At 69.9% G+C, this 26038-nt stretch carries 24 protein-coding genes; 11 read left to right on the top strand and 13 right to left on the bottom strand.

Going from position 1 to position 26038, the window contains the following annotated elements; all coding sequences use genetic code 11:
- Positions 1–13: 13 nt before the first annotated feature.
- The 3 genes from MUN76_RS05530 to MUN76_RS05520 all read right to left on the bottom strand — a co-directional run bounded on the left by MUN76_RS05530 (position 14) and on the right by MUN76_RS05520 (position 2085).
- Positions 14–853 carry an SDR family oxidoreductase gene (locus MUN76_RS05530; protein ID WP_244687884.1) on the bottom strand — a complete coding sequence of 280 codons (840 nt, stop codon included), beginning with the start codon at positions 851–853 and terminating at the stop codon, positions 14–16.
- 11 nt (positions 854–864) lie between these two features.
- Positions 865–1353, bottom strand: coding sequence for a MarR family winged helix-turn-helix transcriptional regulator (locus MUN76_RS05525; RefSeq protein WP_244687882.1), 489 nt, complete (start codon positions 1351–1353; stop codon positions 865–867).
- A gap of 183 nt (positions 1354–1536) precedes the next feature.
- A complete protein-coding gene (locus MUN76_RS05520; protein WP_244687881.1) occupies positions 1537–2085 on the bottom strand; it encodes a type 1 glutamine amidotransferase domain-containing protein in 549 nt (182 codons plus the stop codon).
- Positions 2086–2252: 167 nt separating this feature from the next.
- Between MUN76_RS05520 and MUN76_RS05515 the strand changes: the two genes are divergently transcribed.
- Positions 2253–2903 carry an NAD(P)-dependent oxidoreductase gene (locus MUN76_RS05515; RefSeq protein ID WP_244687879.1) on the top strand — a complete coding sequence of 217 codons (651 nt, stop codon included), beginning with the start codon at positions 2253–2255 and terminating at the stop codon, positions 2901–2903.
- A 69-nt stretch (positions 2904–2972) separates the two neighbouring features.
- On the opposite strand, the gene MUN76_RS05510 is transcribed toward MUN76_RS05515, so the two are convergent.
- From MUN76_RS05510 to MUN76_RS05500, 3 genes are read right to left on the bottom strand one after another with little or no spacing between them, the layout of a single operon-like run.
- Complete coding sequence (locus MUN76_RS05510) at positions 2973–3863, bottom strand: glycine betaine ABC transporter substrate-binding protein (RefSeq protein ID WP_244687877.1); 891 nt, start codon at positions 3861–3863, stop codon at positions 2973–2975.
- 59 nt (positions 3864–3922) lie between these two features.
- A complete protein-coding gene (locus MUN76_RS05505; RefSeq protein WP_244687876.1) occupies positions 3923–4813 on the bottom strand; it encodes an ABC transporter permease in 891 nt (296 codons plus the stop codon).
- Positions 4810–6165 carry a quaternary amine ABC transporter ATP-binding protein gene (locus MUN76_RS05500; protein WP_244687874.1) on the bottom strand — a complete coding sequence of 452 codons (1356 nt, stop codon included), beginning with the start codon at positions 6163–6165 and terminating at the stop codon, positions 4810–4812. The genes MUN76_RS05505 and MUN76_RS05500 overlap by 4 nt, the downstream gene beginning before the upstream one ends.
- Before the next feature lie 804 nt (positions 6166–6969).
- Between MUN76_RS05500 and MUN76_RS05495 the strand changes: the two genes are divergently transcribed.
- Positions 6970–8517 (top strand): HNH endonuclease signature motif containing protein, encoded by a 1548-nt coding sequence (locus MUN76_RS05495; protein ID WP_244687872.1) that lies wholly within the window; start codon positions 6970–6972, stop codon positions 8515–8517.
- 71 nt (positions 8518–8588) lie between these two features.
- On the opposite strand, the gene MUN76_RS05490 is transcribed toward MUN76_RS05495, so the two are convergent.
- The 5 genes from MUN76_RS05490 to MUN76_RS05470 form a co-directional block, all read right to left on the bottom strand.
- Complete coding sequence (locus tag MUN76_RS05490; protein ID WP_244687870.1) at positions 8589–9776, bottom strand: pirin family protein; 1188 nt, start codon at positions 9774–9776, stop codon at positions 8589–8591.
- A gap of 104 nt (positions 9777–9880) precedes the next feature.
- Positions 9881–10882: a C-terminal binding protein gene (locus tag MUN76_RS05485; RefSeq protein WP_244687869.1), complete on the bottom strand. Its 1002-nt coding sequence runs from the start codon at positions 10880–10882 to the stop codon at positions 9881–9883.
- Positions 10879–12510: a thiamine pyrophosphate-dependent enzyme gene (locus MUN76_RS05480; protein WP_244687867.1), complete on the bottom strand. Its 1632-nt coding sequence runs from the start codon at positions 12508–12510 to the stop codon at positions 10879–10881. The genes MUN76_RS05485 and MUN76_RS05480 overlap by 4 nt, the downstream gene beginning before the upstream one ends.
- 105 nt (positions 12511–12615) lie before the next feature.
- Positions 12616–13965, bottom strand: a complete 1350-nt coding sequence (locus MUN76_RS05475; RefSeq protein ID WP_244687866.1) for an MFS transporter — start codon at positions 13963–13965, stop codon at positions 12616–12618.
- Positions 13966–14033: 68 nt separating this feature from the next.
- A complete protein-coding gene (locus MUN76_RS05470; RefSeq protein ID WP_244687864.1) occupies positions 14034–15704 on the bottom strand; it encodes an amidohydrolase in 1671 nt (556 codons plus the stop codon).
- Between the two features lie 197 nt (positions 15705–15901).
- Between MUN76_RS05470 and MUN76_RS05465 the strand changes: the two genes are divergently transcribed.
- The 3 genes from MUN76_RS05465 to MUN76_RS05455 all read left to right on the top strand — a co-directional run bounded on the left by MUN76_RS05465 (position 15902) and on the right by MUN76_RS05455 (position 17760).
- Positions 15902–16981, top strand: coding sequence for an Lrp/AsnC family transcriptional regulator (locus MUN76_RS05465; RefSeq protein ID WP_244687862.1), 1080 nt, complete (start codon positions 15902–15904; stop codon positions 16979–16981).
- Positions 16899–17069, top strand: coding sequence for a CsbD family protein (locus MUN76_RS05460; RefSeq protein ID WP_244687861.1), 171 nt, complete (start codon positions 16899–16901; stop codon positions 17067–17069). Before MUN76_RS05465 ends, MUN76_RS05460 begins: the two co-directional genes overlap by 83 nt.
- Positions 17070–17202: 133 nt before the next feature.
- Complete coding sequence (locus tag MUN76_RS05455) at positions 17203–17760, top strand: dihydrofolate reductase family protein (RefSeq protein WP_244687859.1); 558 nt, start codon at positions 17203–17205, stop codon at positions 17758–17760.
- A 39-nt stretch (positions 17761–17799) separates the two neighbouring features.
- Here the strand turns inward: MUN76_RS05455 and MUN76_RS05450 are convergent, their stop codons facing one another.
- A complete protein-coding gene (locus MUN76_RS05450; RefSeq protein ID WP_244687857.1) occupies positions 17800–19476 on the bottom strand; it encodes an FAD-binding dehydrogenase in 1677 nt (558 codons plus the stop codon).
- 57 nt (positions 19477–19533) lie between these two features.
- Positions 19534–20565: an NAD-dependent epimerase/dehydratase family protein gene (locus MUN76_RS05445; RefSeq protein WP_244687855.1), complete on the bottom strand. Its 1032-nt coding sequence runs from the start codon at positions 20563–20565 to the stop codon at positions 19534–19536.
- A gap of 91 nt (positions 20566–20656) precedes the next feature.
- Here MUN76_RS05445 and MUN76_RS05440 point away from each other — a divergent pair, with 91 nt between their 5' ends.
- From MUN76_RS05440 to MUN76_RS05415, 6 genes are all read left to right on the top strand, one after another.
- Entirely contained in the window at positions 20657–21256 is a 600-nt protein-coding gene (locus MUN76_RS05440) for a TetR/AcrR family transcriptional regulator (RefSeq protein WP_244687854.1), read from the top strand.
- Between the two features lie 114 nt (positions 21257–21370).
- Entirely contained in the window at positions 21371–22183 is an 813-nt protein-coding gene (locus MUN76_RS05435) for an ABC transporter ATP-binding protein (RefSeq protein ID WP_244687852.1), read from the top strand.
- The gene (locus MUN76_RS05430; RefSeq protein WP_244687851.1) at positions 22180–22842 is read left to right on the top strand and encodes an ABC transporter permease; all 663 of its coding nucleotides are present in this window, start codon (positions 22180–22182) and stop codon (positions 22840–22842) included. The genes MUN76_RS05435 and MUN76_RS05430 overlap by 4 nt, the downstream gene beginning before the upstream one ends.
- On the top strand, positions 22839–23570 hold the full coding sequence (locus MUN76_RS05425; RefSeq protein ID WP_244687849.1) for an ABC transporter permease: 732 nt from the start codon (positions 22839–22841) through the stop codon (positions 23568–23570). The genes MUN76_RS05430 and MUN76_RS05425 overlap by 4 nt, the downstream gene beginning before the upstream one ends.
- Before the next feature lie 28 nt (positions 23571–23598).
- A complete protein-coding gene (locus MUN76_RS05420) occupies positions 23599–24531 on the top strand; it encodes an ABC transporter substrate-binding protein (protein ID WP_244687847.1) in 933 nt (310 codons plus the stop codon).
- 41 nt (positions 24532–24572) lie between these two features.
- Positions 24573–26021, top strand: coding sequence for a mycothione reductase (locus tag MUN76_RS05415; protein ID WP_244687845.1), 1449 nt, complete (start codon positions 24573–24575; stop codon positions 26019–26021).
- Positions 26022–26038: the final 17 nt, after the last annotated feature.

Raw genomic sequence — 26038 nt, 5'->3', positions numbered from 1 at the left:
CGCCGGTGGCAGGTTAGCCCGCGAGTCGCGCGGTGATCTCGGCGAAGGTGTCGCGGATCCCGGCCTCGTTCCACGACCAGATGTCGTCGCCGCGCAGCACCGCGTCGGCACCGCCGTCGCAGTAGATCGTCTGACCGCAGCAGTGCGAGTTCTCGACCGAGGTCAGCCAGATGAGCAGGTGCGCGATGCTCTCCGGGCTCTGGTGCGAGTTCAGGGGCATGGGCACGACGGCGTCGACCATCGCGGTGCCCTCCGGGGTGGCGAGCAGGTCCTGGGTCATCGGGGTGATGACGGTGCCCGGGCCGACCGCGTTCAGCGGGATCCCGGCACCGGCCCAGCGCGCGCCCGGTGCTTCGCGGCGCACCCAGCGCGAGATCGCCTGCTTCGACGAGGAGTAGATGAGGTTGCCCGTCTGCGGGTCGGCCTCGAGCTCTGCGGCGATGGCGAGCGCGGCGGCCTCGTCGCCCGCGAGGAGCGCGTCGACGAGCGGTGGTGCGACCGGCTGCAGGGAGGCCATCGACGAGATGAGGGCGACCCGCGGGGCGGCTGAGGCCGTGAGGGCGGGCTGCATGGCCTCGAGGAACTCGGTCATGCCGAAGTAGTTGACGGCCGCCGTGATCCGCTTCGGGATCGCGAGACCGGCGCAGGCGATGACCGCGTCCACGGTGCCGCCGGCGAGTCGGGTCGCCTCCGCCGCGGCCGCGACTCGGCCGTCAGCGGTCGACAGGTCGCCGACCACGTCGGCTCCGCGGAGGTCGACGCCGATCACGGTGTCGCCGCGGTCGCGGAGGATCTGGGCGGTGGTCTTGCCGATGCCGGATCCGGCGCCGGTGATGACGAACGTGCGAGACATGGTGGGTCCTTTCAGTGGGTGGACGGGGAGGTATCTGAGGCGGTGAACTGGGCGCCGATGTCGTCGAGGAATCGCTGCATGAGGGTGCTCAGCGTGGCGACATCCGCGGCGCTCCAGCGTGAGGTCGCGTCGGCGACCATGGTCACGCCGGCGTCGATCAGGAGTCGGAAGACGCGCTGCCCCTGCGCCGTGAGCGCCACGGTCGCTGCGCGTCGATCCCGCGCGTCCGCAGATCGCACGACGAGGCCGGCCTCCGACATCCGTGCGATCAGCTTCGACGCCGAGGGGCGGCTCAGGTGCAGCGCGTCGGCGATCGTACTCGGTCGCACGTCTCCGCCCCGGAGCCCCAGGGTGTACACGGCGCTCACGGCGACGGGGTCGAGTGTGAGGCCGCACTCCGCCGTGATCCTGCGCTGCAGCTCCAGCGAGGACCAGCGCGACATGAGCCCGGTCAGCGAGGCGAGAAGGGTTTCGTGCGGTGGGGAATCGGTGCCCGGCATACCCCTGACTCTACGCCCACTAGTTGCCCGAGGCAACTACTTGAAATGCACGCCGAATGCCCCTGATCTCGCCGAGCGCCTATGATCCGAGCGTGATCGAGGTGGCATCTCGGCGAGATCAGAGGCTCTCGAGGTCGATCTCGAGGTCGATCTCGCGGTCGATCTCGTAGTCACTTGCGACCGCTAGGCATCCGTCCAGGCCGTGCTCCCGTCGGCGATGGCCGCCACGATCGCGTCGTTGAACGCGGGCAGGTCGTCGGGCGTGCGGCTCGTGACGAGACCGCGATCCACCACCACCTCCTCGTCGACCCACGTGGCACCGGCATTCTGCAGGTCGGTGCGGAGGCTGGGATAGGACGTGACGGTGCGATCGCGCAGCACGTCGGCGTCGGCGAGGATCCAGCCGCCGTGGCAGATCGCGGCGACCGGCTTCTGCTGCGCGAAGAAGTCGCGGGTGAGGGCCACTGCGTCGGCGTCGAGGCGGATCTGGTCGCCGTTCGCGACGCCGCCCGGCAGGATCAGCGCGTCGAAGTCGTCCGCGCTCACCTCCGAGGATCGCCGATCGACCCGGGTCTCCACGCCGTTCTTCCCGGTGATGGAGCCCTCGTCGGTGGAGACGACCGTCACCTCTGCGCCGTGCTCCTGGACGGCGGCGATGGGCGAGGTGAGTTCCGAGTCTTCGAAGCCGTTCGTTGCAAGGACGGCCACGCGTGTTCCGGTCAAGTGCGTCATGCGGTGTTCCTCCTTCGGTTCGGGTGCACCGCGAGCCCTGCGGTGTCCCTCCATCCCATCGTGGGTCGCTGCGTGGCGCCACCGGGTTGCGGACGAGGCGCGCAGCGGCTATCCCCGCTGAGTGCGCGCTGGACGCGCGCTCGGGATCGGCCCCTAGGGTGGGGAGCATGGCACGCATCATCATTTTCGGAGGACACGGCAAGATCGCTCTGCTCGCGGAGCGGCATCTCGCGGAACGGGGGGACGAGGTCACCGCGGTGATCCGGAACCCCGATCACGCGGAGGAGGTGAGCGCGACGGGTGCGACCCCGGTGGTCGCGGACATCGAGCAGCTCGACGAGGCCGGCCTGGCCGAGCTCATCGCGGGGCACGACGCGGTGGTGTGGTCGGCGGGTGCCGGCGGCGGCAACCCGGCCCGCACCTGGGCCGTGGACCGGGATGCGGCGATGCGGTCGATGGCGGCGGCGGAGCGGGCCAGCGTCTCGCGCTACGTCATGGTGTCGTACTTCGGGGCATCGCTCGACCATGGCGTCCCCGAGGATCACTCGTTCTTCGCGTACGCCGAGGCGAAGGCTGCGGCGGACGAGCAACTGCGCGCCTCCGCGCTCGAGTGGACGGTGCTGGGGCCGAGCTCGTTGACGCTCGATCCGGGCACCGGCACCATCGACGCCGCGGCCGAGGAGGGCACGAGCGTGTCGCGCGAGAACGTCGCGCAGGTGATCGCCGCCACCCTCGTCGACGACTCGACGATCCGCCGCACCATCCGCTTCAACGACGGCAGTACCGCGATCGCCGAGGCCATCCGCGCGACGGACTGACGCCGCACACGCGAAACGGCTCGGGACCACCTGCTGGTGATCCCGAGCCGTTTCGTCGTCCCGGCCGTGCTACGCGGTGAGCGAGTCGGCGAAGTCCGGGTTGTCGGCGAGCCACTCGGTGATGATCGCCTCGTAGTTCGCGGGGTCGTCGTTCTCGTTGAACATGGCGTTCTCGAGCGAGTGCAGCGTCTCGGAGTCCATGCGGAAGGCCTTGAGGCGCTCGGCGACCTCGGGGAAGTCGTCCTCGAACGTCAGGCTGCCGTAGGAGTAGAGGCTCTCGGCCTCACCCAGGGTGCCCTCGGGATCCTCGAGGTCCTTCAGCGGGAACGCATCGTAGGCCCAGTGCGGACGCCACAGGGTGACGGCGATGTTCTCGCCGGCCCCGGTCGCGGCTTTCAGCTCGGAGAGCATGGCCGGGGTCGAGGATGTGGTGTACTCCATGCCCTCGAGACCGTAGGTCGGGATCACGGTGTCGGTGGTGACGGTGGTCAGACCCGCGCCCGGCTCGATGCCGACGAGCTGGTTGTTGAACAGGTCGGCGTTGTCCGCCAGCTCCTCGAGCGAGTCGATGGGCGCGTCCTCGTTCACCGCGATGGTGAGCACGGCCTCGTCGTTCCAGGCGCCGAGCTCGACGATGTTGTCGCCGTACTCCTCCAGGTAGTCCTGGTGGGTGAGGGGCAGCCAGACGTCGAGCACCACGTCGAAGTCGCCCTCCGAGAGGCCGAGGAACACGGCGCCAGGATCGGCGTCGGTGAGGTTGACCTCGTAGCCCTCCTCCTCGAGCACATGCTTCCAGAGGTTGCTGACGGCGATCGCCTCATCCCAGTTGAAGAGCCCGATGTCGATGGTGCCCTTCGAGTCGCCGGACGCCTCGGAAGTGTCGCCGGCGGCGCAGCCCGAGAGGGCGAGCATCCCTGCGGCGCCGATGGCGAGGGCAGAGGTGAGCAGTCGTTTCTTCATGGTGTTCCTTTCGTTCCGCGAGACTCGCGGGTGATTGGTGACGTCGATGAGGTTCGGGATCACGCGGCCTTGCCGAGTGAGGCGGTGCGCTTCGCGGCGCGGTTGGTCCGGGCGGGTGAGCGCTTCTTGCCGGTGCCGAAGGCGCCCGTGACCCGGTCGAGGATCATGGCGAGAATCACGACCGACAGGCCGGCTTCGACGCCCAGGCCGACGTCGATGCTGCTCAGGCTCTTGACGACGTCGCCGCCGAGCCCGCCGGCACCGACCATGCCGGCGATGACGACCATCGAGAGCGACAGCATGATGACCTGGTTGACACCGGCCATGATCGAGGGCATCGCGAGCGGCAACTGGATCTGGCGCAGGATCCGGCGCGGGGTGGCCCCGAACGCGTGTCCGGCTTCGACCACCTCACGGTCGACTCCGCGGATGCCGAGCTCGGTGAGGCGCACGCCGGGTGCGAGGGCGAAGACGACGGTCGCGACGATGCCGGGCACGACGCCGACCCGGAACAGCATGAGCGCCGGGATCAGGTAGACGAAGGCGGGCATGGTCTGCAGGAAGTCGAGGACCGGCCGGATGATCTTGGATGCCGTGTCGTTGCGGGCCGCGAGGATCCCGAGCGGGATCGCGATCAGCAGGGCGACCAGGGTGGCGAGGATCACCAGCGCCAGGCTGTCCATGGCGTTGTCCCACTGGTTAACGCCGACGATCGCGAGCAGTCCGATCGCGGTGCCGAGCGCGAGCTTCCACCCCTTCGCGAACCACGCGATCGCGGTGATCACCAGGATGATCGCCCAGAACGGGGGTGCGCTGAGTACGAAGTCGAGCGAGTCGTACATGCTGCGCATGATGCCGCGGAGCACGTCGAAGAAGCCCGTGAAGCTCGTGGTCAGCCACTCGACGAAGACGTCGACCCACTTGCCGAGCGGGATCCGGAAGTCGTTCATGCGGTGGCCTCCTGGGTCGTGCTGGGCGCTCCGGGCTGGCTGGGTACTGCCTGACTGGGCGCCGCCTGGCTCGTTTCCGCAAGCGTCGCGGTGATGAGGTCGCTCGAGATCGTGGGGGTCGGTTCGATGATCGGGATCTCGGTCGTCACCGTCGGGATGTTCGCGAGCGACGCGAGCAGGGTGACGCGCGGCACGACGCCGATGAGGCGATCCTGATCGTCGAGGACGGCGACCGGGAGGGGGCTCTCGGCGGAGAGCTCGAAGAGATCAGCGATGAGCTGATCCGGCGTCACGATCGACGGTGTGGGGCGGATCCGATCGGCGATGTCGGTGCCGCCCTCGCGGACCTGCCGGAGCATGTCCTTGTCGCGGACGACGCCGAGGAGCTTGCGGCCGCTGGTGGTCACGAAGCAGGCCGAGGTCTGCAGATCGCGCATGGTGCGGAGTGCGGCACGGGGGCCCGCTGAGGCCGGGATCACCGCGCGCGGCGGCTCCATCACGTCACCGGCGGTGAGCACACGCGCCCGATCCACGTCCTGCACGAACTGGGCGACGTAGTCGTTCGCGGGATCAGTGAGGATGTCGTTCGGGGTGCCGAGTTGCACGATGCGGCCGTCCCGCATGACGGCGATCCGGTCGCCGAGGAACATCGCCTCGTTGAGGTCGTGCGTGATGAACACGATCGTCTTGCCGAGCTCCTGCTGCAGCTCGACGAGCTGCTCCTGCATCTCGCGACGGATCAGCGGGTCGAGCGCCGAGAAGGCCTCGTCCATGAGCAGGATGTCGGTGTCGGCGGCGAACGCGCGGGCGAGGCCGACGCGCTGCTGCATGCCGCCGGAGAGTTCGCCCGGGAAGCTGTCCTCCCAGCCCTCGAGGCCCACGCGACCGAGCCAGTGCCGGGCGCGCTCCTGTCGCTCGGCCTGCGCCACCCCCTGGATTTCCAGGCCGTAGGCGACGTTATCCAGCACGGTGCGGTGGGGGAGCAGCGCGAAGTGCTGGAAGACCATCGACATGCGATCGCGGCGGAGTTCGCGGAGCTCGGTTGCCCCGAGACCGACGACCTCGGTGCCGAACACCGAGACGGAGCCCTCCGTGGTCGGGTTCAGGCCATTGAGCATGCGGATGAGCGTCGATTTGCCCGAGCCGCTCAGGCCCATCACCACGAAGATCTCGCCCCTGCGGACCTCGAAGCTCGCGTCGATCACCGCGGCCGTGCCGAACGATGCGGTGAGCTCGTCGCGGGACGCGCCGTTCTTGAGGCGCTTGACGGCCTCCCTTTGGCGCCGACCGAAGATCTTGTAGACGTTCGAGACCGCGATGGCGGTGTCGGGTGTCGTCGGGGTGTCGGTCATTGGGGGAAGGGGGTGCTGATCCGGTGCGGATTCCCGATCCTGGGCGGTGCGTCGGTCCGGTGCGGACATTCCAGACGCATGGTTCACTGTGGCCTCCTTTTGGGCACGCCAAATGCACGTGTCGTGCAGTTCACAGTTCTCCCGTGTGGGACTGCCACACACCCGGAGACTCATCTCATTCCGGGCGGGCATTCAATGCTTCGGGGTGGCCATCGGGACCACCCGTTGTCACGGCGAACTCAACTGTCGATCTCCGGGCGTGAGCCTCGAAATTCGGCAGCGAACTAGGCGTTCAAATGTTGAACACTGTGTCTACGACGCTAACAACCTCGCGACGGGGTCGCAAAGTGAGAACAGTGATTTATTGATGTCGATGCATGGATTTCCTCCCTGTGATCTGGTATTTGTATCGTTGCCTCATCGTTACCTCGGGGTGCTTGCCAGGGGGCGATGCGGCGATGGAATGAGGTGCGAGCGGTACTTCGACGGTAGGTGCTTGCGACCCCGAGATCGACTTCCGCTGTGAACTGTGGAGGGTTTCTGCAGAGCTTTGCCCCTGCACACCGGGGTGTGAGCGACCAATAGCTCGCGGTCGATTCCCAGCGCATATTCGGGTTCGGGAATGTTTCTGGGTTCTCGCTCGAATCGGGTGATTTCTAGGCCGTGAATGTCGGTGGTTACTGGTTGACTGCGGGAATGCGCATCACCACCGAGCCTCCCGTCACGGACCGCACCACTGCGGGCCCAGGCCCCGGTCGTGCTGGGTCGAGTGAGTCTGATGCTCCGAATTCTGCGGCTGGTTTGATGGCTGATCTTGCGGCTCCGGCGTATGCGATCTTGGCGGAGTCGCTCGTGAAGATCCGCGCCCAGATCAACACCCTCCACGCGGCCGAGGCTGCGCTGCTCGTCATGGGTGACGAGCTCGCTGCTCTGGTTGCGGCGCGGGATGGGCACACGGATCACGGGGAGTTCGAGCATCGTGCGGTCGCGGCGGAGTTCGCGGCCGCCGTGCACGAGTCGGATCGGACCATGGCGGGCCGGATCAGCCGGGCACGCACCCTCGTCGAGCACTATCCGACGGTCATGGCTGCACTCACAGCCGGGCGCATCTCACAGGCCCACGCGGCGGTGATCACTGATGCCGGAAGCATCCTCACCGATCCTCAGTCCCGTGCCGGATACGCGTCCGCGGTGCTCGAGGTCGCGGAGACCACGACGGTGGGTCGGTTGCGGTCGGTCGCTCGTGAGTTCGCGGAACGATTCGCAGACCGCACCCTCGACGACCGACACCAGGACGCCCGCGCCTGCCGCATGGTGCGCGTGACCGAACTCGACGACGGCATGGCCGACCTCACCGCCACCCTCCCCGCGGTCTACGCCTCCGGCATCAAGGACCGACTGAACCAGATGGCCCGGTTGGTGAAGCAGAACGAACAGGCCTGGGCCGATGATCAGGCCCATAACGTCTCTGGCTTGGGTACCGAACCGGGCAGCGGCGCACCTTCAGGGGAATCCGAAGGGGAATCAGCAGCCACAGCCCCGACGGTCCGATCCATGGACCAGATCCGCGCTGATTTATTCACGGATATGCTCCTCGCCAGCGACCCCAACCAGGCCGCCACCAGCGGCCTCACCGGCATTACAGGCATCCAGGCACGGGTCCAAGTCATCGTGCCGAAGGAACGGCTCAGTGACGACGGCAACGACTTAGACGCGAATGCAACAAGCAACGTCTCACCGGCCATTCTCGCCGGGTACGGACCCATCGACACCGACACCGCACGGTATCTCGCCGGCAACGCCACCCACTGGGAAGAAGTCACCGTCGACCCCGACACCGGCACCGTGCTCTCCGTCGACACCTACCGACCCAACACAAAACTCCGGCAGTTCCTCCGGGCACGAGACCTGCACTGCCGCTTCCCGGGCTGCCACACCCCCACCGCACGCTGCGACATCGACCACACCCTCGACGCCGCACACGGCGGACCCACCACCAGCACCAACCTCGCACACCTCTGCCGCAGACACCACACCCTGAAGCACCACAGCAGATGGAACGTGACCCAGGCACGAGACGGCACCCTCACCTGGACCAGCCCCGCCGGCACCCCATACCCCGAACGAGCACCCAGCGCGGTCAGATTCCGACGCGTGCGCGGTCGGGGTGAACCGAAGGGTCGGGATGCACCGACGGGTCGGGATGCGCCGACGGGGCGGGATGCGCCGACGGGGCGGGATGCGCCGACGAGACAGAATGAACCGAGGGTTCGGGGCAGAACGCCAGGCACCGACCCACCTGGATCACGAGCTTCGGATCCTCCAGAATCGCACCACACCCCACCATTCTGAGTATGAGGGGAACGTGAAGCGCGGGCTCGTGCAGCGGAATCCGCAGCGTCCGTCCGTCCGTGTGAGCGTCGCTAGCGTCGCCGAGGGAGCAGTTGCGCGATTGGCGCGGGAGGTGCGCTCAGTGGAGGCTCCGGTTCGCCATCGGGGAGCCCGAAGCGATCAGGTGCCGGAGCATCGAGAGAAACGTTGGTTGCGACTGGAGCATCTGGCGCCTCCCGCCGGCCGGGTGTCTCAGCAACATCAGCAACGCCGGCCGCAGCGAGTTCGGCCTGCCAATCGGCGCGTGCGCGCATGATCTCATCGTGGTCGCGGCCGACGAAGTTCCACCACATCACGAGTTCCTCACCGAAGGGTTCACCTCCGATGAGGAGGACCCGAGCGCCGTTGGCTCCCGCGGTGATGTGGAGCTCGCTGGATCCGGCGGGCACGTAGGCCAGCGCGTTCGTGCCGACCTTGACCGTGCCAGCTCCGTCCGTGCCAGCTCCGTCCGTGCCGGCCGTGACCGTGCCGGCCGTGACCGTGCCGGCCGTGACCGCTGCCCCAGCGCCGCGCCCATCCCCGCCGCGCCCATCTCCACTGCGCCCATCCCCGCCGCACCCCCGCACCGTGACCGCTCCCGCGTCGACGAGCACCCCGTGCTCGTGACCCGCCGCCACCTCGACCCGGATCGAGCACCCGGGATCCAGCGCGATCTCAGCACCGACCAGCGCCGTGTGCGTCGTCATCGGCGACGTCTCGCCGAGCAGGGTCCCCAAGAACACCTGCGCCCGCCATCCCTCACCCGCCACCACGGGGGGAGCGTAGTGCTCGAAGGTCTTCGGGGTGTCCCGAGCGCCGTGCGGCAGCGCCACCCAGAGCTGCGCTCCGTGCAGCACCGTGGTGTCGGGCGTCGAGCGCTCCGAGTGACTGATCCCGCGGCCCGCCGTCATGAGGTTCAACTCGCCGGGCCGCACGATCGCCTGGAAGCCGGCGCTGTCACGGTGCTCAATCTCACCCGAGAACAGCCAGCTCACTGTTTGCAGCCCGGTGTGCGGGTGTGCGGGCACGTTCATCCCGCCGCTGTCGGCGACTCGATCGGGCCCGTAGTGATCGAGGAAGCACCAGGCGCCGATCAGCGAGCGCTCCCGCTGCGGCAGCGTTCGCCGCACATTCATGGCGCGCAGGCCGCCGAGCGGCACGTCCCGCGGCTCGAGGATCTCGACGCGCGCGGGCCCGGCGGCGCAGACCGTCTCCGCTGGGTGGCTCTCGGGGTTGCTCATGACTCCTCCTGCGCCCAGTCTGCCACGCAGGGACAGGAAAGCACGGCCGAGAACCGCGGCCGGGAACCCGGGCAGGCACGCACCGGCCGGATCCCTAACCCCACCTACCCCAGGCGGTTGACGGGCGAATCGGGTGCGCCCGTGGTGAGCAGGCTCGCGCCGTTCTGCGCCTGGATGCGCACGTACTCGATCTCGGTCCGCGCGGAGAAGTAGGCGATGTGCGGCGTGAGCACCACGTCCGACCGTCCGAGCATGGGGTGGTCCGCGGCGGGCGGCTCCTGGTCGAGCACGTCGAGGGCCGCACCCGAGAGGTGGCCCGCATCGAGGGAGGCAGCCAGGGCCGCGTGATCCACGAGCCCGCCTCGCGACACGTTCACGAGCACCGCGCCACGCGGCATCGCCGCGAGGAACTCGGCGTCGACCATGCGCTCGGTCTCGGGCATGAGCGGCAGGTGGAGCGACAGCACATCAGCGCTCGCCCGCACCTCGGCCAAGTCCGTGCGCCGCACACCGAGGTCGGCGAGCTCGGCGCGCATTTCCGGGGTGTCGGGCAGCATCGGATCGTAGCCGATGACCTCGCCGAAGAGCGGGCGCGCGAGCCGCACGAGCTCACGGCCGATCTTGCCGAGGCCGATGATCCCGAGCGTGGTCTCGCTGAGCCGCGGCGGGGCCGAAGGCGCCCGGTCGTTCCAGGTGGGCGGTACCGCCGAGGCCGTGTAGAACCCGAGCTGGCGCACGCTCGACAGCAGGATCGCGAGGGCGTGCGTCGCCACCTCCTCGGTCGCGGCGCCGGGCACGTTCGTCACCCACACGCCGTGCTCCGTGGCGGCCTCCACGTCGACGTAATCGAAGCCCATGGACATGAGCGAGATGAGCTTCAGACCGGGCAGTGCTTCGATCATCTCCCGGGTCACCGCGGCGTAGCCGGGGAGCAGCACGGTCGCGCCCTGGGCTCCCGCGACGATCTCCTGCGGATTGCGGGTGCCGAGCACACGCACCTCGAAGCCGTGATCCTCGAGGAGCCGGATCCCGGGCGCGGGATCGGTGTCGTCGACGTCGGTGTAGACGGCGAGAGGACGTTCGGTCGTGGTCGTGGTCGTGGTCATGCTGCGTGCTCCTGAGCCGTGTCGAACGTCGCCTGGTCGATGTGGATGAGCTGCAGACCACCCGCGGCCACCGCGTCGCTCACGGCCGCGGCGAGCTCCGAGGCGCTGCCCGCGCGGCGACCGGTGCCGCCGAACGCCGTCGCGACGGCGGCCCAGTCGGGCTGCACGAGATCCACGCCCACGGGTGCGATCCCGGCGTCGAGCTCGTTCTGCTTGATCTCGGCGTAGCCGCCGTTGTCGACGACGATCACGGTGACGTCTTCGCGCTGCTCGACGACCGTGATGAGCTCGTTCATCGAGAACATGAGCGCACCGTCGCCCGTCACGACCACCGAGGGGCGGTGCGGGGCGGCGATGCGCGCCCCGAGCGCGGCGGGCAGGCCGTAGCCGAGCGTCGCGTAGGTGGCCATGTACGGCGTGGAGTTCGGTTCGGCGACCTGCACGGTGTTCAGCAGGCCCCAGTAGGCGATCTGCGAGGAATCGGTCGCGACGATCGCGTTCGCGGGGAGCGCGGAGGCGATGGCTTCGGCCAGCTCCGTGTTGACGCTCGAGAGCTCCGCCGACTCGGCGCGCACGGCGGCGCGGATCTCGCGCACGCGGTCAGCTGCTCCGTGATCGGCAGCACCCGCACCCAGCTCCGTACCGAGCGCGCGAAGCGCGACGGCGGCGTCGCCGACCAGTCCCACGTCGGCGCGCTGGTTCTTCTGGATCTGCGACTCGAGCAGATCGATCCGGATCACGGCGCCCTCGGCCTCCAGGCGCGAGACCCAGAGCTCGGCCTCACCGAGCTTCGAGCCGACGACGAGCAGCACGTCGGCCTCCTGCGCGACCCGACGACCGGCGGCGAGCCGCAGGCACGAGCCGACGGCGAGCGGGTGCGCCTCATCGAGCACACCCTTCGCGTTGAGGGTGGTGACGACCGGGGCGTCGAGCCGCTCGGCGAGCGCGCGCAGCTCGGCCGCGGCGCCGCGGGATCCGCCGCCGGCCAGGATCGCCGGGCGCTCGGCACCGGCGAGCAGTCGGGCGGCCTCGGCGACGTCGGCCGCGTCGGGTGCCGCGGGTGCCGCGAAGCTGCGGGGCGCGGTCTCGGCGGCGGCGAGCTCGGTCGTCTCCTCCAGCACGTCGAGCGGCACCTCGATGTAGACGGGGCGCGGGCGGGTGGTCGCGAAGAGCTCGAAGGCGTCGTGGATCGCAGTGACGGCCTCCTCGGCCGACCGCACGCGGCGGCCCCACTCGACGATCGCGGAGGCGGCGCCGAGCTGATCCTTCGTCTCGTGCAGTGTGCCGATGTCGGCGAACTCCGCGCCGATCGCGGGGCCGGGGGAGAGCACGATCATGGGTCGCGACTCGCAGTACGCCGTGCCGGCCGCCGACAGGGCGTTCAGGAGGCCGGGTCCGCTCGTGGTGATGACGACGCCCGGCAAGCCGGTCTGCAGCGACCAGCCGTCGGAGCCGTAGCCCGCGCCCTGCTCGTGCCGCGTGGTGACGGGGCGGATCCCGAGCGCACTGAGCGGACGGTAGAACTCGAGGTTGTGGGTGCCGGGGATCCCGAAGACCGTGTCGATGCCGTAGCCGCGAAGGGTCTCCATGATGACCCAGCCGGTGGTGCGCTTGGGAGTGGTGTCCATGATGTTCCTCGAGTTCGTGGGGTGAAAAGGGGGAGGGAGACGAGGGGAGGGGAGACGGGGGTGGCCCGGGGCCGGGCGCGGCGTGCCTGACGCCCGGCCCGAGGGTTACTTCCCGGTGCTGATCCCGGTGGTGTCGGTGCGCGCCGTGAAGGACGCCGTCACCGGCGCGGCATCCGAGTGCTGCGGGGCGAAGCGCACGCCGATCCACGCGGCGACCGTGAGGAGGCCGAAGAACCCGACGACCGACCAGAAGTTGCCGCCGGTCACGACGAGGAGCAGCGAGGCGATCGCCGGGGAGAGGCCGCCCCACACCGCAGCGCCGAGGCCGTAGGAGAGCGACATCGAGGTGTAGCGCGACTGCGGGCGGAACATCTGCGCCATCAGGGTCGACAGCGGAGCCCACGCGCCGCTGAGCGTGACGCGGATGAGGATCACGAAGAGCCAGATCAGCGCGACGTTCTTCGCCTGGATCGAGAGCACGAGCGGCATGATCACGAGGAAGGACCCGATGATGCCGAAGTACATCACGCGCTTCGCACCGATCTTGTCGCCGATGGCCGCGAGCGGCAGGGTGACGATCGCCTCGACGAGCGACGCGATGGTCAGCGCGCCCAGGATGATGGTCGGGTCGAGCCCGATCTCCGGGGTGTCCGCGTAGTTCTGCACGAACGTGGTGGCGATCACGTAGCCGCCCGAGGACATCGCGATGATGAGGAAGCCGAGCAGGATCGGGCTCCAGTTGTTCTTCAGCGCGAAGAGGAGCGGGGTGGACTGCTGCTGGCCCTCAACCTTTTCGGCGAACACCGGCGTCTCCTCGACGCGGTAGCGGACCCAGAAGCCGACGCCGATCAGCACGATGCTGAACAGGAACGGCACGCGCCAGCCCCAGCTCAGGAGCGCATCCTGGCCGAGCGCCGACAGCGCCCAGAAGGCACCGGTCGCCATGAGCGCACCGAGCGGATTGCCGAGCTGCGTGAAGCCGCCGTAGAAGTTCTTCCACTTCTGCGGGGCGCTCTCCACGGCCATCAGGCTCGCGCCGCCCCACTCCCCGCCGACGGCGAGCCCCTGCGCCATGCGGCAGAGGATGAGGAGGATCGGGCCCCAGATGCCGATCTGGGCGTAGCCCGGCAGCACCCCGACCAGGGTCGTGGCGACGCCCATGAGCACCAGGGTGATGGTGAGCGCGGGCTTGCGGCCGATCTTGTCACCGATGTGCCCGAAGACGATGCCGCCGATCGGACGCATGAAGAATGCCACCGCGTAGGTGCCGAAGGACGCGAGCGTCGCCAGGGCGGGCTCGGCCTCCGGGAAGAACACGTGCGGGAAGATGATCGCCGCCGCGGTGGCGTAGACGTAGAAGTCGTACCACTCGATGGACGTGCCGACGAGGGCGGCCATGCCGCCCTTCAACGCACGTCTGTGCGAGTTCGGGGCAGCTGTTGCTGTGGCGGACATGAGAGCTCCTTTGCTGGATGCCAACAGGATGGGGGTGAAACGGGGATGGACTGGAGAGGGAGTGCGGATTACCGCGCGTAGACGCGCTCGCCGCCGACCCACGTCTCGGAGATCGCGACCTGCGCGAGCTCCGGAGTCGGGGTGTCGAACGGGTCGCGGTCGAGCACGGCGAAGTCGGCGCGCTTGCCGGTCTCGAGGCTGCCGAGCTCGTCCTCGCGGCCGAGCGCGCGAGCCGCGGAGATGGTGTGCGCGCGCAGCGCCGTGTCGAGCGAGACGGCGAGGTCGTCGGAGCCGAGCTGCGTGCCGCGCCGGGTGATCCGGGAGACGGCGGCCTGCACGGCCTCCATGGGGCGCGGATCCGCCACCGGTGCGTCCGAGGAGATCGTCACCGGCACGCCGGCCCGCTCGAACTCGCCGAGGGGGTTGAAGCGCTCGCCGGGGGTGCCGACGGCCTGCTCCACACCCTCGCCCCAGTTGTAGTGGTGCTGCGGCTGGTTGACCGGCATGATCCCCGCGGCGGCCATGCGCTCGATCTGCGCGGGCGTCGGCAGGCCGCAGTGCTCGATCCGGTGGCGAGCGTCGGCGTCGGGGCGCTCGTCGAGCGCGGCCTCGATGGCGCCGATGACCATCTCGAGGGCCGTGGGCGACTGCGAGTGAGTCGCGGTCTGCAGCCCGACGCGGTGCGCCTTCGCGATCAGCTCGGTGTAGTCGCGCGGGTCGTGGTACAGCTGGCCGGTGCGGCACGGGTCGCCGACGTAGCCGTCGGGGAAGTACGCGGTCCAGCCGCCCAACGTGCCGTCGGAGTAGAACTTGATGCCGGCGAAGCTCAGGTACTCGTTGCCGAACTGGCCGTGGAGGCCCATCTCGATGGCCTCGTCGAGCAGGTGGGAGAGCAGGTACATGCTGACGCGCACCTTGAGGTCGCCCGATTCGGCAAGCCGGAGGTACATGTCGAACTCGCGGCGGCTCACCTGTGCGTCGCCGATGGTCGTGACACCGCCCTCGAGGAAGTTCTCCTGGGCGGCGGCGAGCTGGCGCTTGTGCTCGTCCGGCTCGTCGGCGAGGTGGAAGTTCGGCCCGTGGTGCCCGATCTTCACGCCCTCGAGCCCGGTGAGCACGTTGCACGCGGCGTCCGACAGTTCACCCGTGAGCTCGCCGTCGGCGTCGCGGAAGAACTCGCCGCCCTTCGGGTTCGGGGTGTCGCGGGTGACGCCGTGCAGCTCGAAGGTGTAACTGTTCACGACCCCGCCGTGCCCGGAGGCGTTCATGAGGTAGACCTCGCGGTCGGTGGCGACCTCGTCGAGCTCGAAGCGGGTGGGGTGGCGGCGCTCGGCCAGGTTGCGCTGCTCGTAGCCGTAGCCGCGGATCGGGCGGCCCGCGGGCAGCGTCTTCGCGGCCTCGCTGAGGAGCGCGACGATCTCGGGGATCGAGTCGGCCTTGCCGGGCCCGCAGTCGACCCAGCTCATCATCTGTCCGAGCATGAGGGGGTGGGCGTGCGCGTCGATGAAGCCGGGGAGGATCGTGCGATCGCCGAGGTCGACGAGTTCGGGATCGAGGGCGCTCACGGCCTCGGCGGCGGCGCGGCACTCGGCGATCGATCCCACATGGCGGATCCGGTCGCCGATCACGAGGAAGGCCTCGGGGGTCGTCCCGGTCTCGTCGAGGGTGCGGATACGGGCGGCCGTGATGATCTGCGGGGCCGACAGGGCCGGGGCCTGGGTGAACGCGAGCTTGCGCACGGGGGAACTCCTTCGTCTCGAATCGCTACGAGAATACGCAGAAACCGAGCGCGCTGCTGGGCAAAATATCGTCAGGAGTCGACCGTTCTGCGAATCTGTCGGATGGATGGAGCAGAAGTGCGGGATTTCGGCGAATGTCCGCCCTGCAGCCGCGATTCTGTCGTTCATCCCGGTGCGGGATCTGGCATCCTATGGAGATGGATGATTTTGACGAGGACCTCATTCGCGCGCTGCAGCTCGATGGCCGCGCGCAGTTCTCCGCGCTCGCCGAGGACCTCGGTGTGCATCGCACGCTCGTCGCCCAACGCGTCAACGAGCTGCTCTCCTCCGGCGAGATCCGGATCATGGCGGCGGTGCACCCTCGGGCCGTGGGGCTGCCGGTCCAGGTGAACCTGCAGTTGCGCATCAGCGGCCCGACGTCCCCGGTGTTCGAGCACCTCCGGGAGTTCCCGAACGTGGTGTTCCTGTCGGAGATCAGCGGCCAATCGCAGGCGGTCGTCGAGGTGTGGGCCGCGAACCTGGAGGACGTGGGGCGGACGGTGCGCGAGATCCAGGCCATCCCCGGGGTGATCGACGTGCAGCTCGCGATCTACGACCGCGTGCTGCGGCGGCTTCGGCTCGGTGAGGATCCCGAACTCACCGACCTGGTCTTCGATGAATTCGACGTGGCGCTCATGGCGCAGCTCCAGACCGACGGACGGCTGACGTTCGGGGAGCTGGCGCGGCGCACCGGACGATCCGCCTCGGCCTGCCGGGCCCGCGTGCTCCGACTGCTCGAGTCACGGGTGATGCGGATCGGCGCCGTGCGCAGCCGCCTGAGCATCACGACCTCGGTCCTGTCGGGCGTCGGGATCATGCTGACCGGTGAGGACGACGACCTCGCGTCGGCCGAAGAGCTGCTGCTGCGCATCCCGACCATCGAGTTCGCGGCCCGTACGCTCGGGCGCTACGGGCTCATCGCGACCATCGCAGCGCGGTCGGTGGCCGACTACACCGAGATCGTCCGCACGATCCGCGCGCACCCGAGCGTGCACCTCGTGGAGACCTGGATCCACGCGTTCGTGTGGCTCGAGCGGTACGAGTGGAGCCTGGATCGCCTTGTGGCGTATCAATCCGCGGCTGAGAATTCAAGGGTCAACATGGCCCGGCCACTTCCTCATACGATCGAAGTGTCCACCTCGAAAGGAGCACAAGATGAGCACCGACGACAAAATCAAGAACACGGCGCAGAACCTCGCAGGCAAGGCGAAGGAAGCCGTCGGCAAGGTGACGGGTGACGAGCAGAAGGAAGCCGAGGGCCGCGCGGATCAGGCCGCAGCCGATATCAAGCAGGCCGGCGAGAAGGTGAAGGACGCCTTCAAGTAGGCCGTCCTCCCGACCCAGACGAACCGCCCCGCCGAGCCTCAGTGCTCGGCGGGGCGTCGTGCGTGCGGGAGGATTTCGTTCGGGAAGATCTCATGTGGGCCCGATGTCGGAGGCTGCGCGTACCCTGTGCGGCATGGGACACATCATCTTTGACACCGCCACCACGCTCAACGGTTGGATCGCCGACGAGCACCACTCCCTCGACTGGCTCTTCTCGGTAGAGGGCGGTGAGCAGCCCGACGAGGGGCTGTTCCCGGCCGATGCCCGCGTGATCGTGGAGGGCTCCACGACGTACGAGTGGGTACTCCGACACGAAGACCTGCTCGCGACACCCGAGCGCTGGAGCGAGCTCTTCGGTGACAAGCCGACGTTCGTCTTCACGTCCCGGGACCTGCCGATCCCGGAGGGTGCCGACGTGCGGCTAGTCTCTGGAGACGTCGCCGCGGTGCTGCCCGCGATCCGCGAGGCCGCCGCCGGTGGCGACATCTGGCTGGTCGGCGGAGGCGAACTCGCCGGTGCGTTCTTCGACGCGGGAGCTCTCGATCGCATCGAGCTCTCGGTGGCGCCGGCCGCGCTGCCCGGAGGGGCGCCCCTCCTGCCGCGCCGGATCGGCCCGGATCGGCTGCGACTCGAGTCGGCCCGCGCGCACGGGCAGTTCGCACGGCTGGTCTATGAAGTTCTGCCAGGCTGAGGCCGGCGCACGGTGAGGTGCTGCCCGGCCGATGGTCGGTCAGCTCGCCTCCACCACCGCCCTGCCCGCCGCCCGCCCGGAGAACAGGCAGCCGCCGAGGAAGGTGCCTTCGAGGGCGCTCGTGCCGTGCGCTCCGCCGCCGCCGAAGCCGGCGGCCTCCCCGACGGCGTAGAGCCCCGGAACGGGTGCGCCGTCCCCGCCGAGGGCCCGTGACGAGAGGTCCGTCTGGATCCCGCCGAGCGATTTCCGCGTCAGTGTGTGCAGTCGAATCCCGACCAGAGGTCCCGCCGATGGATCGAGGAGCCGGTGGGGTGCGGTCGTGCGGGTGAGGCGGTCCCCAAGATACCGTCGGGAGTTGCGGATGCTCATCATCTGGGCGTCCTTGGAGAACGGGTTCCGCACCTCGGCGTCGCGCTCCGCGACGACCCGGGCGACGGCCGCGGGGTCGAGCAGCGGCTGCGCGGTGAGGCCGTTCATACGATCGACGAGCGCGGTCAGCGTGTCCGCGACCACGAAGTCCGCGCCGCGCTCCACGAACGCCCGCACGGGCCCGGGCGCCCCGCGGCCGAGCCGGGTGCGCAGCAGCAGCCCGCGATCGCGGTAGGTGAGGTCGGGATTCTGCTCGGAGCCCGAGAGCGCGAACTCCTTCGCGGCCATTCGGCTCGTCACGATGAACCAGGAGTGGTCGTGGGCGGCGAGCTCGGGAGTCGTCCGCAGGATCCGGAGCGTCCCCAGCGTGTCGTGGCCGGGGAGCCCCGGCACGGGGAGCCGACGGCCGAGCGCGTCGAGCCACAGCGGTGATGGGCCGGGCAGGATCCGGATCCCGTGGCTCGGCCACACCGGGCTCCAGTTCTGCACCCCCTCGGTGTAGTGCCACATCCGGTCGCGATTCACGAGCCGGGCCCCGGCCTCGCCGGCGAGATCGATCATGCGGCCGTCGACCGAGGCGGGCACGCCTGTGATCATGCGAGTGGGTGGTGTTCCCAGTCGCTCGGGCCAGTGCCGGCGCACCAGATCGTGGTTGCCGCCGATCCCGCCGCTCGCGACGATCACGGCGGGAGCCCGGAGCGCGAAGTCACCGACCGTGCGCCGGGAGGACGAGACGCCGCGCGGGGTCGGATCGGGCTCGAGGATCGCTCCGTGCACCCCGACGACCGCGCCGCCCTCGACGATGAGGCCGTCGCAGCGGTGCCGATGCCGCAGTTCCGTGCGCCCCGTGTCGGACGCCGCGAGGGCCGCGTCCATGAAGGGCTGCACGACCCCCGTTCCGGTGCCCCAGGGCACGTGGAAGCGGGGCACCGAGTTGCCGTGTCCACCCGCGGAGAGGTCTCCGCGCTCGGCCCAGCCCACGACCGGGGTGAGGTCGATGCCGGCTTCCCGGATCCAGGCCCGCTTCTCGCCCGCGGCGAACTCGACGTAGGCCCGCCCCCACTGTGCGCCCCACGCGTCCTCCGGGAGCTCCCCGCTCAGCCGATCCCACTGGGCACTCCCGCGCCAGTCCTGCCACGCGAGGTCGAAGCTGTCGCGCACCCCGAAGCGGCGCTGCTCCGGCGAGTCGACGAGAAACAGTCCGCCGAACGACCACCAGGCCTGTCCGCCGAGATCCTGCGGACCCTCCTGGTCGATGATGATCGTGCGCAATCCCGCGCGGCTCGTCTCCCGAGCCGCGACGAGGCCGGAGAGCCCGGCCCCCACGATGATGACGTCGGCGTCCATGTCCCCATTGTGCCCCGCCGGCTCCGGGAGGGCCAGGCGCAGGCGCTGAGGGCAGGCTCAGGTGCTGGGCGTCGCGACCGGGTCGGGGGTCTCGAGGCGGAGGTCGGCCAGGCCATCGACCGCGGCCAGGGGGAGGAGGTCTGCCGTGGTTGCGAGGTCGCGGAGTCCCCGGTCCGCTGCGGCGAGCGCCGCGTGGGCCGTGAGCACCCCGGTGGTGCGCGATTGCCCCTCGCCCCGCGCGCGGAGCGTGCGGCCGGTGCCGCGATCGATCGCGGTGATGCTCCACGCGGAGGTGCCGAGGTGCGGCGCCCGCGCCACCAGCGACCGGAGCGCCGGGAACCGGCCGACGACCCCGAGCGCGGCCGTGCTGACTCGGCTGTCCGTGGCGAGCCAGCTCCGCACGAGCGCGCCGCGGGGTGCGCCGAGGAGCAAGTGGTCGGGGAAGTCCGCGCGCACGTACCGCCGGGAGCCGAACGGCTCCGGCACGCGCAGCGAGGATCGGAAGTTCAGGATCTCGCCGCTCGGGCCGTCGCCGGCCTCGCCCGGTTCGTGCAGGGGCCGCCCGGCGAGCTCCGCGGTCCACGCGACCGCCGCGGGTCCGTGCACCTCGCCGCCGCCGAGCATGATGGCGACGTCGATCTCGTCGCCGGGAGCGGGATCGAGCGCATCGACCAGGAGGGTGGTGAGGCCGGGGGCGATCCCCGCTCCGAGCACGAGGCCCCGCGACCCGGCCTCCGTGCTCGCGAACGTCGTCGCCATGCGGGCCAGGACGGCGGCGGTCGCCGAGATGTCGACGAGGATCGTGCCCGCGGTGGCGTCGACGAGCCGCGGATCCTCGATACCGGTCGCGTTGATGACCACGTCGACGCTCTCCGCAGCGGCGCGGAGCGCGGTGCGCCCCTCCGCGGTGCGCACGTCGAGCGCGAGGCCGTCGGGCTCTGGGGCCGACCGGCCCGCGGTGGTGACCTCGGCGCCGAGTCGGCGGAGTTCCGCGACGGTCGCGCGGCCGACGGCGCCTCGCGCGCCGAGGACGAGGGCGGTCGGCGCGGGGTGACGGCGGGGGGCGGGGCGGGCGGTGGGTGCGGGCATGCCAATCTCCAAATGTTTGTTTGGAAATGAGCGTAGCCTTCACAGCGTTCATATGCAAACAGGTGTTTGGAGTCGGGGGTAGAGTGACGCTATGGCATGGGACACCGAGGCGACCAAGCGCAAACTGCTCGATGCGGGGTCGCGCCAGTTCGCGGCTCACGGCTTCGCTGGCACGCGCATGGAGGCGATCGGCCGCGACGCGGGCGTGAACAAGGAGCGCGTCTACCAGTACTTCGGGGACAAGCGCGGCTTCTACGCCGCGGTGCTCGCGGATCGGCTCGACACCCTCTTCGCGGACGCCGAGCTCGGCGGCACCGGCGCGGATGCGGTCGGGGCCTACGCGGGTGCGCTCTTCGACCGGTACGTCGAGCACCCGGAACTCCCGCGGCTGCTCGCCTGGGAGAGCCTCGAACTGCCGGATCCGGTCTCGATCGCGCACCGCACCGACATCTGCCGGGACCGCGCCGCCGCGATCGGTGCGGCGCTGCCCGGGGTGGATCCGGGCGCCGCGGAGCAGCTCCTGCTCTCGATCGTCACCCTCGTCACCGGTTGGTGGTCGCTCGCGAGCCTCGTCGGCGTGATGCTCAGCGATCCGGAGCACACGACGCGTCGCGCGCAGCTCGTCCGCGAGGCGACGGTGCTCGCTCGAGCGGCGACCGTGCGCGCTCGAGCGGCGACCCACGTGACATAGCGATTTTTTCCGACCCGCACAAGGCGGTGGAGCGGGTTCGGGCGCCGCCGATAAGGTGGTCTGCACGAGAGCCGAGCGTCCGAAGCGCTCGTCTGCAACCCGTTGGGGGTCAACGTGATCGAATTTGAACACGTGTCAAAGGTGTACCCGGGCGGAGCAGAGGCCGTGGGGGACTTCTCCTGCGTCATCCCGTCCCACCGCACCGTCGTGCTCGTCGGATCCTCGGGATCGGGGAAGACGACGCTGCTGCGCATGATCAACCGGATGGTCGATCCGAGCGACGGACGGGTGTGCATCGACGGGGAGGACATTCGCAACCGGAACCCCGTCGAACTGCGACGGTCGATCGGCTACGTCCTGCAGCACGGCGGACTCCTGCCGCACCGCACGGTGCTCGACAACGTCGCCACGGTGCCGGTGCTCCGCGGCACGCAGCGCGGTGCGGCGCGAGCCGACGCGCGGGAGCTCCTCGAGCGTGTGGGGCTCGATCCCGCACTCGGCGACCGGTATCCGTCGCAGCTCTCGGGTGGGCAGCAGCAGCGAGTCGGCGTTGCCCGCGCGCTCGCCGCCGACCCCAACATCCTGCTCATGGACGAGCCGTTCGGGGCCGTCGACCCCATCGTGCGCCGCGAGCTGCAGCAGGAGCTCCTCCGGTTGCAGTCCGAGCTCGGCAAGACGATCGTCTTCGTCACGCACGACATCGAGGAGGCGTTCCTGCTCGGTGACGAGGTCATCGTGCTGAGCGAGGGCGGCCGGATCGCGCAGCGCGGTACCCCGGCCGACATCCTGGCGCATCCCGCGGACGACTTCGTGCGCGACTTCGTCGGGGCCGATCGCGCGGAGCGGACGCTCGAGACCGTCGAGGTCGAGGGACGGCAGCTCGTGGTCGACGGCGACGGCCGCCCGGTGGGAGTACTGAACCGGTGAAGTGGCTGCTCGGCAATTGGCAGCAGGTGTGGGAGCTCACGGTCGCCCACCTGGTGCTCAGCCTGCCCGCGATCCTGCTGGCGCTGCTGATCGCCGTCCCGATCGGACGGCTCGCGTTCCGACGTCCGCGGTTCGGCGGCCCCCTGCTGTCGGTCGCCACGCTGGCCTACGCCATCCCCGCGCTCCCGCTGCTCATCATCATCCCGGCACTCATCGGCGTCCCGCTGAGATCCTGGCAGAACATGGTGGCGGCGCTCACCATCTACGGTGTCGCCCTGCTCGTGCGCACGGCCGCCGACGCCTTCGCGTCCGTGGACCCGACGCTGCGCGACGCGGCCATCGCGGTGGGCACCTCCCGAGCCGGCCTCTTCTGGCGCGTCGACCTCCCGCTCGCGATCCCGGTGCTGATCTCGGGGGTTCGTGTGGTCACCGTGTCCACGATCAGCCTCGTCACCATCGGCGCCCTGATCGGGGTCCCGAGCCTCGGCTCGCTCCTGACCGACGGCTTCCAGCGCGGCATCGCGGGTGAGGTATGGACCGGCGTGATCGCCACCGTGCTGCTCGCGGTGATCCTCGACGGGCTCGTGCTCGGGATCGGGCGACTGCTCACTCCGTGGACCCGGCGGCAGTCGACCCTCGCGAGGGGAGGCGCGGCATGAACCTCTTCGCCGACGCCATCGCCTGGCTGCTCGATCCGGCGCAGTGGTCCGGGCCCGGCGGGATCCCGACGCGGCTGCTGCAGCACCTCGCGATCACGGGGGCGACGATGCTCATCGCCGGCGTGATCGCGCTCCCCGCGGGCGTGCTCATCGGGCACACCCGCCGGGGCGCCGGCCTCGTCGGCGGCCTGAGCGGGGCGGCCCGTGCGCTGCCCACGCTCGGGCTCCTGACCCTCTTCGGGCTCGCCCTCGGCATCGGCCTCACCGCACCGATGCTCGCCCTCATCATCCTCGCGATCCCGTCGCTGCTCGCGGGCGCCTACGCCGGAGTGCAGGCCATCGACCCGTCGGTCCCGGCGGCCGCGAAGGCCGTAGGGTTCAGCCCCCGCCAGGTCGTGCTGCGCGTCGAACTCCCGCTGGCCCTCCCGGTGCTCGTCGGCGGCATCCGAGCGGCCACGCTGCAGGTTGTGTCCACCGCGACGCTGGCGGCGTACACGGCCGACTTCGGCCTCGGCCGGTACCTCTTCGCGGGTCTCAAGTCGCGGGACTACCCGCAGATGCTCGGCGGTGCCCTGCTCGTGGTGCTGCTCACGATCGTGCTCGAGGTCGCCCTCGCCCAGTGCCAGCGCGCCGCCCAGCGGCGGTTCGGCGGCGAGCGGCCACCCGCCCGCCGATCCCGCGCCGCGTCGCGCACCCGCACCGCGGCCGCGCCCCAGACTTCTCAGTGAATCCCACCCCAACCGGAAGGACTGCACCATGCATCGTCACCACTCACGTCGAACCGGCCTGACGGCCGCGACCGCACTGGTCGGCGCACTCGCCCTCGCGATCACCGGGTGCGCGAGCGCGGATCCCCTCGACGCCGGAGGGGAGAGCACCGCGGGCGGCGACGCCATCGTGATCGGTTCGCAGGACTACTACTCGAACGAGATCATCGCCGAGATCTACGCGCAGGCGCTCGAGGCCAACGACTACGAGGTGGATCGGCAGTACCGGATCGGGCAGCGCGAGGTCTACCTCCCCGAGATCGAGGCCGGCGCCATCGACCTCTTCCCGGAGTACACGGGCAACCTGCTGCAGTACTGGGTGCCCGACACCGAGGCGCGCCAGACCGACGAGGTCTACGACGAGCTCGCCGGCGCCACCCCGGACGGTCTGCGGGTGCTCGAGCAGTCGGACGCGACCGACCAGGACTCCTACACCGTGACCCAGGCCTTCGCCGACGAGTGGGGCCTCACCGACATCTCCGATCTCACGAAGGTGACGGTGCCGCTCACGATCGGCTCGAACTCCGAGTCGGAGACCCGCCCCTACGGCCCCGCCGGACTCGCGGAGGTCTACGGCATCGAGGGCGTCGCGTTCACACCGATCGAGGACGGCGGCGGCCCCCTCACGGTGAAGGCGCTGCAGGACGGCGACATCCAGCTCGCGATCATCTACACGGCCGATCCGTCGGTGAGCGACAACGACCTCGTGTCGCTGGAGGATTCCGAGGGCATCTTCCTGGCCTCGCACGTCGTGCCGCTCGCGAGCGACCGCCTCGATGACGGCGCGGCCAAGATCATCGATCAGGTGAGTACGACCATGACCGCGGAGGACCTGCTCGAGATGAACGCGCGCAGTGTGAACGACGAGGTGTCGGCCGAGGAGATCGCGCGCGACTGGCTGGCTGACCACCCGCTCGACTGATCGCGGTTCGAAGCGACCGTCATCGCCCTAGGATGGGCGACATGACGACCCGCACAGCAGACCTCGCGATCATCGGCTCCGGATCCGGAAACTCCCTCATCACCCCGTTCTGGGACGACCGGCGCGTGGTGATCGCGGAGCGCGGCGTGTTCGGCGGCACGTGCCTCAACGTGGGGTGCATCCCCACGAAGATGTACGTGCGGCCGGCGACCCTCGCCCGCTCCGGCGAGGAGGCGGCGCGGGTCGATGTGACTCTGCGCACCGAAGCCGTGGACTGGCCGGGCATGCGGGATCGCATCTTCTCGCGGATCGACGCGATCTCGGCGGCGGGGGAGCACTACCGCGCCGTCGAGCTCGACAACGTCGATCTGGTCTCGCAGGAGGTGCGCGTCGAGCGGCTCCGGTCCGCGGGCGACACGTCGGGGGCGCACACGCTCGTCGCCGCCGACGGGACCCGGATCGAGGCGACGCAGCTGGTGATCGCCGCGGGGTCCCGCGCCGAGCGCCTCGATGTGCCGGGTGGCGACCTGCCCCAGGTGCACACCTCGGACACGATCATGCGACTCGACGAGCTGCCCGCGCGTGTGCTCGTGGTCGGGGGCGGGTACATCGCCAGTGAGTTCTCGGGCATCTTCTCCGGGCTGGGCGCTGAAGTGGTGCAGGTGATCCGCGGCGATCAGCTCATGCGGGCGCTGGATCACGAGCTCTCCGAGCGGTTCACGGCCGAGGCGGAGCGGCACTGGGAGCTGCGGCGCGGGCGCACCCTGCGGGCCGTGGTGCCGGCGGAGGACGGCGGGGTCACGGCCGAGCTCGACGGACCCGACGGCGTCGAGCGGTGGGACGCCGACGTGGTGCTCGTCGCGATCGGGCGCCGACCCAACTCCGATCTGGTCGGCGCCGCGGCCGCCGGTATCGACCTGCACGACGACGGCCGGATCGTCGTCGACGCGTTCCAGCGCGTGCTCGCGGGCGGTCTCCCGGTGCCGGGGCTCTACGCGCTCGGCGACATTTCGTCCTCGCACCAGCTCAAGCACGTCGCGAACCACGAGGCCCGGATCGTCGCCCACAACCTCGAGCACCCGGACGACCTGCGGACCTCGCGGCAGGACGCGGTCCCCGCTGCCGTCTTCGCGTACCCGGAGCTCGCCCAGGTCGGGCTCACCGAGTCCCAGGCGGCCGAGCAGTTCGGTGCGGAGCACGTGACCACGAAGCTGCAGCACTACGGCGACACGGCCTACGGCTGGGCGATGGCCGACGACTCCGGCGTCTGCAAGGTCGTCGCCGACCGGCGCGACGGCCGAATCCTCGGCGCCCACATCCTCGGCTATCAGGCCTCGAACCTGATTCAGCCGCTCATCACCGCGATGAGCTTCGGGATCGATGCCCGCACCTTCGCCCGGGGGCAGTACTGGGTGCACCCCGCGCTGATGGAGGTCGTCGAGAACGCCCTGCTCGGGCTGGACGTTCCCGACGGTGACCTCGTCGCGTAGCCGCGCTGTCGCCGAAC

The organism is Leucobacter rhizosphaerae, from assembly GCF_022919175.1.
Taxonomy (GTDB): Bacteria; Actinomycetota; Actinomycetes; order Actinomycetales; family Microbacteriaceae; genus Leucobacter; species Leucobacter rhizosphaerae.
Note: the sequence above shows the minus strand (reverse complement) of the source record. Positions and strands in the feature narration are given on the sequence as shown.

Excerpts from the sequence above, each read along its gene's own strand:
- MUN76_RS05530 (WP_244687884.1), bottom strand. The coding sequence starts at position 853 with ATGTCTCGCACGTTCGTCATCACCGGCGCCGGATCCGGCATCGGCAAG.
- MUN76_RS05525 (WP_244687882.1), bottom strand. The coding sequence starts at position 1,353 with ATGCCGGGCACCGATTCCCCACCGCACGAAACCCTTCTCGCCTCGCTG.
- MUN76_RS05520 (WP_244687881.1), bottom strand. The coding sequence starts at position 2,085 with ATGACGCACTTGACCGGAACACGCGTGGCCGTCCTTGCAACGAACGGC.
- MUN76_RS05515 (WP_244687879.1), top strand. The coding sequence starts at position 2,253 with ATGGCACGCATCATCATTTTCGGAGGACACGGCAAGATCGCTCTGCTC.
- MUN76_RS05510 (WP_244687877.1), bottom strand. The coding sequence starts at position 3,863 with ATGAAGAAACGACTGCTCACCTCTGCCCTCGCCATCGGCGCCGCAGGG.
- MUN76_RS05505 (WP_244687876.1), bottom strand. The coding sequence starts at position 4,813 with ATGAACGACTTCCGGATCCCGCTCGGCAAGTGGGTCGACGTCTTCGTC.
- MUN76_RS05500 (WP_244687874.1), bottom strand. The coding sequence starts at position 6,165 with ATGACCGACACCCCGACGACACCCGACACCGCCATCGCGGTCTCGAAC.
- MUN76_RS05495 (WP_244687872.1), top strand. The coding sequence starts at position 6,970 with ATGGCTGATCTTGCGGCTCCGGCGTATGCGATCTTGGCGGAGTCGCTC.
- MUN76_RS05490 (WP_244687870.1), bottom strand. The coding sequence starts at position 9,776 with ATGAGCAACCCCGAGAGCCACCCAGCGGAGACGGTCTGCGCCGCCGGG.
- MUN76_RS05485 (WP_244687869.1), bottom strand. The coding sequence starts at position 10,882 with ATGACCACGACCACGACCACGACCGAACGTCCTCTCGCCGTCTACACC.
- MUN76_RS05480 (WP_244687867.1), bottom strand. The coding sequence starts at position 12,510 with ATGGACACCACTCCCAAGCGCACCACCGGCTGGGTCATCATGGAGACC.
- MUN76_RS05475 (WP_244687866.1), bottom strand. The coding sequence starts at position 13,965 with ATGTCCGCCACAGCAACAGCTGCCCCGAACTCGCACAGACGTGCGTTG.
- MUN76_RS05465 (WP_244687862.1), top strand. The coding sequence starts at position 15,902 with ATGGATGATTTTGACGAGGACCTCATTCGCGCGCTGCAGCTCGATGGC.
- MUN76_RS05460 (WP_244687861.1), top strand. The coding sequence starts at position 16,899 with ATGAGCACCGACGACAAAATCAAGAACACGGCGCAGAACCTCGCAGGC.
- MUN76_RS05455 (WP_244687859.1), top strand. The coding sequence starts at position 17,203 with ATGGGACACATCATCTTTGACACCGCCACCACGCTCAACGGTTGGATC.
- MUN76_RS05450 (WP_244687857.1), bottom strand. The coding sequence starts at position 19,476 with ATGGACGCCGACGTCATCATCGTGGGGGCCGGGCTCTCCGGCCTCGTC.
- MUN76_RS05445 (WP_244687855.1), bottom strand. The coding sequence starts at position 20,565 with ATGCCCGCACCCACCGCCCGCCCCGCCCCCCGCCGTCACCCCGCGCCG.
- MUN76_RS05440 (WP_244687854.1), top strand. The coding sequence starts at position 20,657 with ATGGCATGGGACACCGAGGCGACCAAGCGCAAACTGCTCGATGCGGGG.
- MUN76_RS05425 (WP_244687849.1), top strand. The coding sequence starts at position 22,839 with ATGAACCTCTTCGCCGACGCCATCGCCTGGCTGCTCGATCCGGCGCAG.
- MUN76_RS05420 (WP_244687847.1), top strand. The coding sequence starts at position 23,599 with ATGCATCGTCACCACTCACGTCGAACCGGCCTGACGGCCGCGACCGCA.
- MUN76_RS05415 (WP_244687845.1), top strand. The coding sequence starts at position 24,573 with ATGACGACCCGCACAGCAGACCTCGCGATCATCGGCTCCGGATCCGGA.